This window comes from Streptomyces sp. NPDC085866, from assembly GCF_044541035.1.
Taxonomy (GTDB): Bacteria; Actinomycetota; Actinomycetes; order Streptomycetales; family Streptomycetaceae; genus Streptomyces.
The window spans coordinates 21,958-34,298 of record NZ_JBITSQ010000004.1 but is presented as its reverse complement, the minus strand read 5'-3'; the positions used below and the strand labels follow the sequence as shown (position 1 = coordinate 34,298).

Annotated in this window: 12 protein-coding genes; 4 read left to right on the top strand and 8 right to left on the bottom strand. The window is 60.7% G+C overall.

Features of this window, described 5'->3' with window-relative positions; genetic code table 11:
• The first annotated feature begins 1,075 nt into the window (after positions 1-1,075).
• From ACIF83_RS10250 to ACIF83_RS10240, 3 genes are all read left to right on the top strand, one after another.
• Positions 1,076-1,378, top strand: coding sequence for a hypothetical protein (locus tag ACIF83_RS10250; RefSeq protein WP_399725336.1), 303 nt, complete (start codon positions 1,076-1,078; stop codon positions 1,376-1,378).
• A 90-nt stretch (positions 1,379-1,468) separates the two neighbouring features.
• A complete protein-coding gene (locus ACIF83_RS10245) occupies positions 1,469-1,777 on the top strand; it encodes a hypothetical protein (protein WP_399725333.1) in 309 nt (102 codons plus the stop codon).
• 160 nt (positions 1,778-1,937) lie between these two features.
• Positions 1,938-2,285 carry a hypothetical protein gene (locus ACIF83_RS10240; protein WP_399725330.1) on the top strand — a complete coding sequence of 116 codons (348 nt, stop codon included), beginning with the start codon at positions 1,938-1,940 and terminating at the stop codon, positions 2,283-2,285.
• Positions 2,286-2,329: 44 nt separating this feature from the next.
• Here the strand turns inward: ACIF83_RS10240 and ACIF83_RS10235 are convergent, their stop codons facing one another.
• Complete coding sequence (locus tag ACIF83_RS10235; RefSeq protein WP_399725327.1) at positions 2,330-2,557, bottom strand: GntR family transcriptional regulator; 228 nt, start codon at positions 2,555-2,557, stop codon at positions 2,330-2,332.
• Between the two features lie 368 nt (positions 2,558-2,925).
• Between ACIF83_RS10235 and ACIF83_RS10230 the strand changes: the two genes are divergently transcribed.
• Positions 2,926-3,138 (top strand): hypothetical protein, encoded by a 213-nt coding sequence (locus ACIF83_RS10230; RefSeq protein ID WP_399725324.1) that lies wholly within the window; start codon positions 2,926-2,928, stop codon positions 3,136-3,138.
• A 125-nt stretch (positions 3,139-3,263) separates the two neighbouring features.
• Here ACIF83_RS10230 and ACIF83_RS10225 read toward each other — a convergent pair whose 3' ends face one another.
• From ACIF83_RS10225 to ACIF83_RS10195, 7 genes are all read right to left on the bottom strand, one after another.
• Positions 3,264-3,494 (bottom strand): hypothetical protein, encoded by a 231-nt coding sequence (locus ACIF83_RS10225; RefSeq protein ID WP_399725321.1) that lies wholly within the window; start codon positions 3,492-3,494, stop codon positions 3,264-3,266.
• A 7-nt stretch (positions 3,495-3,501) separates the two neighbouring features.
• Positions 3,502-4,380 (bottom strand): N-acetylmuramoyl-L-alanine amidase, encoded by an 879-nt coding sequence (locus ACIF83_RS10220; protein WP_399725319.1) that lies wholly within the window; start codon positions 4,378-4,380, stop codon positions 3,502-3,504.
• Positions 4,380-5,198 (bottom strand): C1 family peptidase, encoded by an 819-nt coding sequence (locus ACIF83_RS10215; RefSeq protein WP_399725316.1) that lies wholly within the window; start codon positions 5,196-5,198, stop codon positions 4,380-4,382. The genes ACIF83_RS10220 and ACIF83_RS10215 overlap by 1 nt, the downstream gene beginning before the upstream one ends.
• A complete protein-coding gene (locus ACIF83_RS10210; RefSeq protein ID WP_399725313.1) occupies positions 5,195-5,518 on the bottom strand; it encodes a hypothetical protein in 324 nt (107 codons plus the stop codon). Before ACIF83_RS10210 ends, ACIF83_RS10215 begins: the two co-directional genes overlap by 4 nt.
• A gap of 13 nt (positions 5,519-5,531) precedes the next feature.
• Positions 5,532-6,071 carry a hypothetical protein gene (locus ACIF83_RS10205; protein ID WP_399725310.1) on the bottom strand — a complete coding sequence of 180 codons (540 nt, stop codon included), beginning with the start codon at positions 6,069-6,071 and terminating at the stop codon, positions 5,532-5,534.
• A gap of 77 nt (positions 6,072-6,148) precedes the next feature.
• Positions 6,149-9,166: a hypothetical protein gene (locus ACIF83_RS10200; protein ID WP_399725307.1), complete on the bottom strand. Its 3,018-nt coding sequence runs from the start codon at positions 9,164-9,166 to the stop codon at positions 6,149-6,151.
• Complete coding sequence (locus tag ACIF83_RS10195; protein WP_399725304.1) at positions 9,166-12,240, bottom strand: tape measure protein; 3,075 nt, start codon at positions 12,238-12,240, stop codon at positions 9,166-9,168. The genes ACIF83_RS10200 and ACIF83_RS10195 overlap by 1 nt, the downstream gene beginning before the upstream one ends.
• Positions 12,241-12,341: the final 101 nt, after the last annotated feature.

Below are 12,341 nucleotides of genomic sequence, written 5' to 3'. Positions count from 1 at the left end.
GGAGGGACTGAACGGCCGGGCGCGGCCAATGATGCGGGCCGCCGCCCTCGGGCCTCACAGGGCCCCCTGAAGCCCTTCCGGAGTGCCGGCCGCTATGCGTGGCCTGAAGCTAGCTATGTATCTCGTTTAAACGAGTGGCCTCCGTCACCCTGACCCAGCTTGCTTCCCAGGTTCAATACAAGTAACGTCCTGCTCTGCACGGCCGATCTTGGGCCGTGGCCGCGTAGGACGGCCCGGGGGATGGCACCCCAGGGAAACGACATGCCGAGGGAGAGCGGTCCCACGAAACCGCCCTGCGGCCCCCGAGTAACGACCGGGGGAGTCCAGACCAGTTGGCAGTAAGAGAACGGCTCTGCCTCACCAAAAGACCGACCCCGGTAGCCGCGGGAGGTAGAGAAAAAAAGAGGCTTACCGAGTGGCAGACAGATCGGGTGAAGGCAGGCCCGGACCGATGTTCCCGCAGAGGGAACGGGCATGCGGCCCCTGGCTCTGACCACACTTCCCGGCCCTGCGGTGAGGCTAATTCCCTTAACCGGTCCTGTAAGCGACATACCGACTCAGGCGTACCGAGTACGACTGATACAGGCTCCCCTCTTGAAGTGAGCAACCTCCTTGATTGGGGGGCCTATTGCTTGCTTCAAGGGGGGGTCCACTCCGCTCCACCCGATCTAGGCACCCGAGGCATGGAAAAACGCAAAGACAACAGACAACAGCAACCACAAGCTAGCTATGGACGCGAAGCGACTAGACAAGACAGGTTCAATGCTAGTAACGTCCCACCTGTCAGCAAGAACGGCAGGAAGGGCGAAGAGATGGCAAAGGTGAGACGAGACCCCGAGGGCCTGGCGAAGGCAATCGAGGCTCAGGGATACCGGGTCGAGCGACGCAATCACGGATGGCTGTGCTTCCCGGATGACCCTTCGAAGCCTGCCGAGTGGATATCCCGGAACACCGGGGGCCGAGGGCAGAGAAACAATGAAGCCGTAGCGAAGCGGTTCGGGGCTCTGTAGCCTCACCCTAGGGGGCCGGGAAACCGGCCCCCTTCACCGTGTCAGCAAGAGAGAGAGTTTAAACCATGCGCGAATATCAGGCCGTTGTCCGAGTGCGTCACCCCCGCTTCGACCTGGCCGTGAACCCTGACCAGCTCGACACCGTTACCGGGGCCCTGGTCGACTACGGGGCCACGGCTCAACTGTGGCCGGACGTGAGCGAATGGACCATGACCGTGCGAGTGCCGACCCTGTATGACGTAGCCGCTACGGCCGGCCGAGCCGTGCGCGACGCTTACGCCCTGGTGGCCGTTGACGCGGCCATTGTCCGTGTCGACGCGTGGCAGGTGGCCGAGTGGGACAGGGCGCAGGAGGAGAAGGGAAACTAGCATTTGACCTGAGCGTGTAAACGCTCTAGAGTCTTCCCTGTCAGCAAGAGACCGGCCCCCGGGCCGGATGAAAACTCAAAAGGGGAAGACATGAGCGCGATTGTCGAGACGGTTCTTAACCTCGGCTACTGCTGCCAGGTGGACGACATGAACTCGCCTACCGTCCGTTGCCCGCGAACCTGGGGAACGTACATGCTTCAGAACCTGGCCGAGGACATTCGCCAGTCTCGTAAGCGGGCCGACCGGCTTCGCTCCGAGTGGCGGAAGAAGAACCTCACCGAATGGTGCGAGGACGCCGAGGGCCGCCTTCAGCGGCTCTTCGACCGGCTTCAAGAGTGCGAGTCGGGTAACCCCGACCGGTTCACCCGCGAAGAGATGATGCCCGGTTGCACCTGCTGAGAGAGCGGCCCCTTCGGGGGCCGTTTTCGTTTCCCTTGAACCTAGCATTTGACCCGGACCGTTTAAACGTGCTACGTTTCTCTTGTCAGCAAGAGAGCGGCCCCGAGAAGGGGCCGAGCTTGATAACTCAAGAGGGGAAACGGGAATGAAGGTCTTCCGTATGGGTGGCTTCACCGACCAGATCACCGAGTGTGAGCTTTGCGGGAAGCCCGAGCTTCGCGGAACGGTTCAGATGATCGAGCTTGACGCGGACGGGAACGACGACCAGGACCACTACTTCGGAACCACTTGCGCCGCTAAGGCTTCCGGGTGGACTCAGAAGAAGGTCAAGGAAGAAGCCAAGCGAGTGGCAGGAGCGAAGGCCGCCGCCGAAGAGAAGCGGCTCTTCACTCTGTGGAAGCTGGAGAACTTCCAGACTGACGACACTCAGGCGGTAGTCGACATGACGGGACTTCGATACACGGAACTGAAGTCGCTCTTCCGTCGAGACCTCCACAGCTGCCTGTAACACAAAGAAGGGGCCCCTACGGGGGCCCCTTCGGCGTTCCTGGCCTACTGCTCGACCACGAAGCTACCCATGCCCGAGACAGTCTCAATCAAGCCCTGTTCGCGCAGAGAACGCATGACCTTCTGACCGGTGACCGTGGCGATACCGAACTCTGCCTGAAGCTGAAGGACAGACGGAACGCGGGTACCCGGGCCGTACTGGCCGGCCCGGATGCGGGCCGCGATGACCTCGGCGACCTGTTCCCACTTCGGGCGGTTCTCGGCTAGCTCCATACGCCAAACGCTAGGTAGGTATGGCATGCGCGGCGAGCGGTCGCATGGCGCAACACGGTGCCCGCGGGTGTAGCACGCTGTACCATGGTCCTTCACTGTCAGCGAGAGTCGAGAAGGGGCGCCATGCCTACCGAGAACATGGATGGAACGACCGGGGTCGCGTACGACAAGGGCCTACAGGCGGCCGTCCGACTGAAGCGCGCTCTCGAAGCGCACGGAATCACTATCCCTTCCCTGGCCGGTCGGTGGCCCGTCAACGGAACCCCCATGGTCGAGCTTGGGGGATGCCGTGCGGACGTGGCCGAGGCCCTGGCCGCCGTCCTCGAAGGGAAGGCCGCGGAGTGACCCCCCGAAGCGTCTTCCGGTACGTGGAGTACCTGACTCGCCAGGACCCGACCGGCGAACTGACGTGGTACGTCGAGTGCGTGTTCGGCGACGAGAAGAACTGTGGTGCGGCCTCGGGGAGCATGACCGGCGAGATGCCTGCCATTCGATGGATGAGCAACCACACGGCGGCAACGGGCCATAACAGGTACAGGAGAATCTTCACGGACTACGCCATTACCGAGCCGAAGGGCTAGAAGGCCCGTAGAGACGACGAAAGCCCCCCGCCACCCTGAAGGGTGCGGGGGGTTCGTCTTGCCCGTGTGGGGTGTGCTGAAGGGGCCGGTCGGAGGCACGCCGGCCACCACCCCTACGGGCTAGATCAGCCTTCGTCGGCCAGGTTGAAGTGACCGGGCGAAGGGGTCAGAAGAGCATCGGCGGTCTTGCCGTTCTCGACACGCTGAACAACCTCACCGCCGACCAGGCCGAGGACGGCCGAGACGACACCGAGAATCTGAGCCGAGGGCACGTCGATACCGAGAGCGGCCACCAGGCCGAGGACGGCCACGACAGCCGCGTACACGCGGGCCGGATGAGTCTTGACGAAGTTCATTGGTTCCTTACTTCCCGTAGGCGAGAGTGAAGAGCGCGGCCCAACCCTTGGGCCCGATAGCCACGTCCCAGGTAGAACCCTGAGCCGCGTACTGCGGGTGCTTCCGATGGAACAGCCCGACCCCGTACTGAGTCTTCGGGCCGTAGTTGTCCGACTCGGGAACAGACTTGTTCATGTATCCAGTGGCCTTCAGGGCACGCTGAAGCGAACGAGCCGAAGGCTTCGCCGAGTTGGGTCGAAGACCCTTCGGGAAGGCCGGGGGGACGTACTTAGCGGGCTTCGGCTTCGCGGGAGTCGGGGCAGGGACCGGTGCCGGCCTCGGGGCCGGGGCCGGGGCAGGGACAGGGGCAGGGGCCGGGGGAGTCAGGATCGCGTTTACACGCCCCAAGAAGTAGTCCCAAGGGAACTCGGGCCCGGGGTCCGTGTGGTTCGTCTGCCTGTAGGCCGCCGACACGTCCCGATGGCCGACGATCCCGCGCTTACCGGCGACCAGCTCGGCCACGGTGAGCTTCACGGCCGGAATGTTGTGCTTCCGGCACCAATCCGCGGTGACCTTCGCAGCCTGCTCTAGAGCACCCTTGCTGTACTGGTCGAGCCACTCGGCGCGAGACTGCCGGGCGTAACCCGCAATCTCCAAACCGAGGCCGTCACCGTTGCACCCCGGGGCATGCCAGGCCCGGTCACCATCGGCGACACAACGAACGGCCGAGTCGTTATCGACGCACACGTGAGCCGAAGCCTTGTTCGTGTCCGGCATAGTTGCGAACCAATGCGCGATGTTCTCGGCGGTAAGAGGCCCTTCGGGGGCCTCCATGTCATGAATGACGATTACGCGGATAGGGGTCGACCGGCCAGGGCCGTACCATCGTGCCTGAATGAATTCCATTAGAGACCCTTCGAGGAAAGCCACTTACGGGCCGCCGCGGCAAGTTCCTTGTCAGCGTCGACCGGGGCAGGAGTAGGGGCAGGGGTAGGGGCCGCGAGAGTCGGCACCGTCACGTCACCCTGTTGCGAAAGTAGGTAGGCCAAATCGGCTTCGGAAAAGTACGCCCAACCAGCCAGGCCCCAAGACTCTGACCAACTGTTAGGGATCCAGAACTGACCGGTTTCAGCGTCATACCGAGAGCACTCGATTTCGTGGCCGCCAGCCGCACCGGAAGAAGCCTTCACGCTGATACGGCCATCCGAGGCCGTATCGAACATCGAGTTAAGCCAGGGAAGGCCGAGAAGTACCGGGCCAGACTGAAGCGCGCTCTTCAGCGCGTCCATGCTGAACGCGTGCTTATAGCCAGAGGCCAGGCCGAGAGCCTTCAGGCTCTTACCGCACGCCACACCCGAGGAACCCGTGTCCTCGGTCGGATACTCGCCAGGGATGCCGTCAAGAATCGTGTTCAGGCGGTAGACCTTCAGCGCGAACACTTCATCTAGCGTGTAAACGCCCTCCGAGAAGACACCCTTAGAAGCGGCTGCACCGGCCGCAGAGATAGTGACCGTGGTGGACGCCGTACGGCCGAGGGAGTCGGTTCCGAGAAGGCCCGTGGTCGCGTTACCGGTGCAAGAGCCGACCTGGCCCTGATCGAGAATCGGAATACGCCGCTTCCAGTCGACAGACTTCACGGCGGAACGCGGAAGAACACCGTGAGAAAAGGCCAGAGAACGCGGGTCATGCTCGACGCGCCGGCCATGCATTGCGAAGCGGGTCACACACCATCCGTTCGGAGGAGAGAGGTTATTTCTTCGTGGTGGGAGATCACGAGCGTCTTCAGCTCGGCGATAGCGGCCGTACCGGTCACCAGCTCGGACAGGTGCCGGTTTTCCGCTTCGAGCCGTGCCACCCGGTCGGCAAGCTCGGACAATGCCGCTTCGAGCCGATCGGCTCGGGCCTTCTGAGCTTCGGCTTCGCCCTTCCAAATCTGCGCCGTCTGATCGTCCACGGATGAGCGCACGCGGACATACGCGGCCCCTAGGGCCGCCAGGGAAGCCAGGCCGCCGAACAGCCATCCGGCGATATTCACGAGATGCAACGCGCGTCCCTTATTACGATCCGAGCCAACGGAATTCCATTGCAGTGACGCGCTGACCGCTATCCATAGTCAGAGTCGAGCCGCTGTTCTGAGTGACGAAAAGCTCGTAATGGTCACCAGCAACGCAGGTCAGTTCGAAGGTTCGCCCGACGAATGTGGCCGCGCCGTTCGCTGCGGCAACCGAGACCGTCGAAAGCGAGCTGCCACCATTCGCGGCGCCCGCCGAGTTTTGGCGAAGGTTCGCCTGACGGTATCCGGTCGCGTTCGACGGAAAGCGCGCATAGAACGAGACGAGATACTGACCACTCGTATTGATCGTGATCCGGCTCGTATTGCTCGACGTCGAATGCATCGAATCCGTGTCCCACGCTTCGCTATCGAAGGTGACAAGAGTCGATGTACCGGAAGCCGGCTGAAGGGTTCCGCCCAAATAAGCGTTTACACGCGGCGGATTCATCAGGAAGTCAAGCACGGTCTTCGATGAAGCATTCAGCTTCGAAGCCGTGACCTTCTCACCCGCCACAAAGGATTGAGTAGAAGGAACGGTTGCCATCGGTGGCCAATCTGTCGTCTAGGAACACCAAAGGGGGCGGCCGACAGGCCGCCCCCTCGGGGACTTCAGTAACGGAATTACCAGGCAAGATCCGTGGTCTGATCGAGTAGTCCAAGCTCGACGTCTTCGAGGATCCACACATCCGAAGCGACAGCAGGAGACAGAGAAAGAGTCGTAACCCATTCCGGTGTGCCGCCATCGGAAGAAACCTGGGTACTCACAGCCTCGACATAGAAGTCAACCGAGGCCGCGGGGGCCGCAGTAGGAAGGTCCCCGATCCGAATTTTGTCGCCGATCTCAACACCCAAAGCGACCGGGAAAAGACCCGGTGAAGCCGAAGACCGAAGAACCACCTGATCACAACGCGTGATCGCGTCTTTGTACTGATTCAGGGTCGAGTAAGACGCATCCAAGACCTCTTGGTCATCGGTGACGTTCAGCTCGACACTCTTCGTCTTCCGGCCATGCGTATTGATCGAAGTCTGATCACGGATCACGCCACTAGCACCGCCAGGGCGTGTAAACGACACTTCGTTCACAATCCGGTCTTCGTCTACTTCGAAGTCAAGATCAGACTCATACGGAAGGCCCGTGGTGTCCCCGAGGGTGTACCGGATAGGCCCGGATTGGCGACGCTTCCGCGAGTGATACACCAGCCGGCCGTCACCGTCCATGAAGACGTACCCGGAAGCCGCCTCGGCCGTCGACTGAAGCACTTCAAGAGCCGAAGTGCCTTCATCCCAATCGAGGTTCTGAACCCCGGTCACCGTGGCGTCAAAGTCGGTTTCCCCCAGGAACCCCGCATACTTGACAAGCCGACTCAGGCGAGAAACCTCGTCTTCCCAAAACGTCGGATAGAGCCCGTACTTATAGCCGATGAAATACGGCTCTTCGTAAATCTCGGGACCCACATCACGATCCCATACCGCGAAATGCGCGTATCGGCCACTCGTGAAGTCCTGAATGTACGGGCCGCCGATATTCCCGCCGAGAGTCATATACTTCGGTTGTCGAAGCTGTGGACTCGAAGGGGTACCGCTCAACGTCGAAGTATCCGCCTCCCACGACCCATTGAGAAAGATCGTGCCGTTACCGGCCGAGATGGACACAACAACATAGTTCGGCGTTGACGTAGAAACCGGATTGTTCGTTGAAACCGAATAGGTCGAGTTAAGACCGCCGTCCGGATATCCGATAGTCAGCGTCAGAATGCCCGTGCTGTCTATGGATACCTCGACCGCGCGGCGGGCCGTGGCATCCGTCGACCGGAACAGGGACCCTGTGTTGCCCGAGCTGGGCAGCGTGGGGGCACACCAGAAGGCGACGCTGAACTTATCCGTCAGAGTGGCGAACGACCGTTGCCCGTTCTGTAGCACGTCAACGACCGTGCCCTTCGCGGGTGAGGTGGCAATGTTCGTGAGAGAGAACGACGTTCCGTCATCGTTGGCCACCAGGGAAGGCGCCCCGAAGGCCGCGGTTGCCCCGCCGTACTTCGAGGCCGTCAGGGTGGCCGGCTTCAAGTCGTCGGCCAGGTTCTGAACCGTGGTTGCCCCAGACCCCTCGGTCAACGGCCAGTAGCCCCATGGGGCTTGCGCTAGATAGTGCTGCCGCATAGGCCGCTGAAACTCGGTAGTGCCGAGAAGGTCGAAGCCGTCCACCCCGGAAGCCGTGACTTCCGCTGTAAGGCCATTGATCTTCACGGGCCACTTCTCGATGAAACCCGAGAAGATCGAACCACCGGGAGTCCACTCAGAGGCCGCCGAGGCCGCCTCTAGCTGAAGCTGGTCGATGAACCCGAAAGTACCGGCCTGAGACCCTGCCGTGCCGATCTCGACACCGGCATACGTGACGCCTGAAGTCGAGCTTCCGCCAGCAACGGCGGTAACCGAGAACTGTACCCACTGACCAGCCACGGGCGTAACCGTGACTGAACTACTAGAGCTGTAGAAGGATCCGTCATCCTTGTACCAGCGGATACGGGCATACAGGCTTTCGCTCGCCGAGGTGTCGCCCTTACGGTAATAGCCGCTAGCCGTGTAGGTGGTGCCCGCGACAATCTTCGCCAGGCCCACCGGATAGGTTCGCGTCCATGTCCACCCCGAGGCACCGCCCCAGCCGCCCCAGGTGTCGGTTTTCATGAAACCGCACCGAATGGAAGAGTTGAAAGCCGTCACGCCATCGCCGGTCTGAACGAAGTTCACCTGAATAGCACCGGCACCGCTCAGCTTCGTTCCCGTAACCCACGAATTCGACTGACCCGAAACGTGTGACGTAGAGAAGTTGTCCGAGGTTTGGGAAATATCCCCGCCCGTACTCGTATCCTTCGGGAGAAGGTTCGCCGTACGGACGCGTACGCGCCGCCGAGGAATGACGTTCGGGTAATACGGGGCTACCTCGGTAAACGACCAGTCATCCGCGTACATGACCCACGTTGCACCCGGGGCCGTAGGGTCCTGAATTTGAAGCTGTCCGTAAGCGGCATTCGAAGGGGCGAACCCGATAGCCTCGAATAGCTGATAGGTGCCATCCTGAGCGGCTAGCACGATGGTCGATGAATCAACCATCGTGTTCGCGATGAAGTTCTGATTCGCGTCATACCAGAAGACGCGAAGAATCATGGTCAGGGCAGGAAAACCGGCACTGACAGTATTCCGAAGCCAAACCGCAGCCCGATACTTGTTGTTCGCCTTCACCGGAATCTTCGCCGTACTGGCAATCGTCTGCCAGGCCGTCACCGTGGAAGCACCGTCAAACCGTAGGGCGCGTGCACCGGTATGCGGCGTGCTGGTGGACGACGAGAGCGTTACGCCCGTGCCTTGCGTGAAACCGGCCGTGTCACTCGTGGTTTCCGTTCCGCTCGTCACGTTCGACGGAAGAAGTTCCGTACTCCAGTTCTTCATCGGAGTGAAACGGCCGTCCGAGTTGTCTAGCGACAGGTCAAGGGTTCCAGCCTCCATACGGTCGACTTCGTAAGAGCGACCGCGCTTCACACTGAAACCCTCAACCCATGGCGTGACATCCGACCACGTGTAAGAGGTGGAGAACGGGCCTCCATCAAACGCCACTTCAACAGTGACCGGGGGAATCCCCGCCATTAGAGACCCGTCCTTCCGCCGTTCCTCTTACCGTTCCTGACAATCTCGTCTCGCACCGTTACGGCAATCGCCTTCGCTAGGTTCTTCTCGGCCGTCACGTTGCCCTGAACGGTCACGTAGACGTTCGGGGCAGGGCCACCAGCCACCGCGGCCCGGAAGGCCGCAGAATGAGCCAGGGAGCGCCTAGCAAGCCGACCCGAAGGCCGCGTGCCGGCCAACTCGTCAACGGCCCGCTGAACGTCGCCGTGACCGGACCGGATGCCCTTCGCGAAACCGGCCGTAGTGAAGCCGCCAAGCCCCATGAAGACCCGAGAAGGACTCTTGATCCCGAGTTGCTTCTTCAGGGTCTTAACCATCTGCTCGGCAATATGCTTGATTGCCTTCGTGATGGCCGATTCCTTCTTCTTCAGACCCTTAACGAGACCCTGAGCGGCGTGAATGCCCGCGTCGTAGTAGTTACCCGACACGAACTTTCCGAGCTTGCTCGACTGATCGTTGATCGCGTTATACGTCGAGTTAAAATCCTTGATCTGACCCGCGTTCGCGTTCAACAGGGCCTCGGCCATCTGGCCGCCCTCGTCCGGGCCGGCCCCGGCAATCTGAGCGATGATGCCCCGACCGAAACCGCGCTTCGAAAGCGTCTGAAGGTTCTTCCGGAAGTTGATAATCCCGTGAAGCTTCTTCTTCAGCCGTGCCAGCATGGCCGACGCCGAGTTATCGGCGAACTCGGTCGAGTCATAGGCGCCCATGAAGGACGCGTAATCGCGTGCCTTACTGGCCACGTTGGACGCCATGTCCTTCTTAGCCTTCTTCAGGCCGTCGAGCTTGTCTTGTGCCCTCTTCAGTTGGTCGGCGATCTTCTCGCGTTGCTTCGCCAGGTGATAGAGCTTCGTGTCTTCCTTGTGCAGGTAGTCATGAAGGCTCTTCGCGTGACTCTTGCTGATCTTTCCGGCCTTGAAAGCCTTCGTGATCAGCTCGTGAAGTCTCTTCGCGGTCCGCTCGACCCCCTTAGAGCCCTTCAGCATGCCGACCACAAGACCCTGAGTGATGAACTTACCGATCTCGGCCATAACCCGAGAAGGCGAGTGAATGCCCAGCATCTTTCGAATCGGGCCAGGAATCTTGTCGACCAGCGACGAGACAACGCCGGTCACGGCGCCCCATGCTCCCTTAATGCCTCGGATCAGGCCCTGAATGATGTTCTTACCGATCTCGGCCAGCTTTCCGGGCAGACCCCGGAAGAAGCCGCTGATCTTCCCGGGGAGACCCCGGACGTAAGACAGTATTCGGCCACCGTATTCGGAAACCGTGGTTCGAATGGCCGACCAGCCGCCCGACCAAACCGAGCGGACACGGCTAATGCCGCCCGATATGATCCGGCCGATACCGCCGACCCATCCAGAAACGCCGCCCTTGATAAAGTTCACGATTCCCGTGAACACAGCACGGATTCCGGTCCATCCGGCCCGCCAAAGGCCCGCAATCTTCGCCAGGCCACCTCGGAGGATCGAGAAGACTCGACCGAAGATGTAGACCTTGAAGGCGCCAACGATGAATTCCCAGATGCCGACGAAAATCGACTTAATGCCGCCCCATGCCTTCGACCAGTTACCGGTGAAGATACCGATGAAGACATTCACGACACCCTGAATCACGTCAAGGGCGCCCGTGATCACGCCGAGGATGCCCGACCAGAGTCCTTGAAGGGTTGAGATCACAATGGGCCCGAGGAACTTCCAAAGGAAGGCCAGGATCGGGGCCAGGACCTTAACGGCAACGCCGATACCCTGAAAGACCGTCGAGAGAACCGCGCCGAATTTCTGAATGACAGGCTGAGCCTGTTTAAACATGCCCTGAAGGACAGGGACGATCTGCGTTCTCAGGAAGCTAACGAACTGCTGAAAGTACGGCATAACCGTTGCCACAAGGTTTCGCAGCGCGGGCATTACCGTACCGCTTACCGTGGTGGCGATCGTCTGCCAGACAGGAAGGGCAATCCGGATTAGATCCTTGAAGAGCGGGATGAGCGAGCCGCGTATGAAGCCCCCGATCATCCCGAAAATCGGGATAGCGTTCGCGGCTATCTGCTGAAAAGCCGGAATGATCGAAGTCCGTACGAACGTGCCGACCTGCTGAAGCACCGGCATAACGTTGCCCTGGAAACCGGCCTTCAGCGCAGCGACCACGGGGCCCACCGCGGCCCCTATTCGCTGAAACGCGGGAACCGCAGCCTTCGAGAAAGCCTGAGCCCCCGAAGTGATCTTAGGAAGGACACCCTTAATCAGCGGAAAAAATGCCTTCATCATGTCGCCGAGGGCAAGCTGTGCCGTGTCCTTCAGCGTCGACCACATACCCGCAACCGTGGTCGACTGATTCTTCATCATGCCGCCAAACCGCTTATCCATGCCGGACATAAGCCCGGCGATAGCGGTATCGGCAGAGATAGCCCCCTTCTCGGACATCTTCATGACCTCGGGAACGGTCTTATGGAGATGGTCGGCAATCATCTGCCAACCAGCGATGCCGTTTTCGGTGAGCTGAAGCATTTCACCGGCCATAACCTTGCCCTTAGCCTTAATCTGGCCAATGGCAAGAAGGACACGCTGAAGCTTCTCAGGGGAACCACCGAGGCCGGCGACCGCGTCACCGGCATGCGTCAGGATCGGGATAACGTCCTTCGCGCTGAATCCCATAGCCATCAGGGATTGCGAATACTTGATTACGTCCTCGGTAGCGAACGGGGTCTTAATCGCGAAGTTCTTCAACTGGGCCAGGAAGTCAGTTGCCTTCTTCGCCGACCCAAGCATGGTCGTAAAGGCAATCTGTGCCTGTTCCATATTCGAGGCAGTCTTGATACCCCAAACAGCGGCGGCCCCCGCCGCCATACCGAAACCCGCCGCCGCCGTCGCACCGAAGGCCGCCAGACGGCTCCCGAGGCCGCCGAACACGCCCCCTAGGCCGCCCGCGCGGCGGCCCAAGTTGTCAGCGTCTCGACCGAGGTCGCGAAGGGCACGCTGAGCCTGAGAAGCATTGCCCACAATGACAACGCGAAGCGTCCTCTGATCGCCCGCCATTACAGATGCTCCCGACTCGCGTGATACTCGTTCATGTACTCCGCAAAAGCCCGATACTCGGAAGCCGTAAGCTTCCGAACCTCAAACGGGTTCATGCGGTA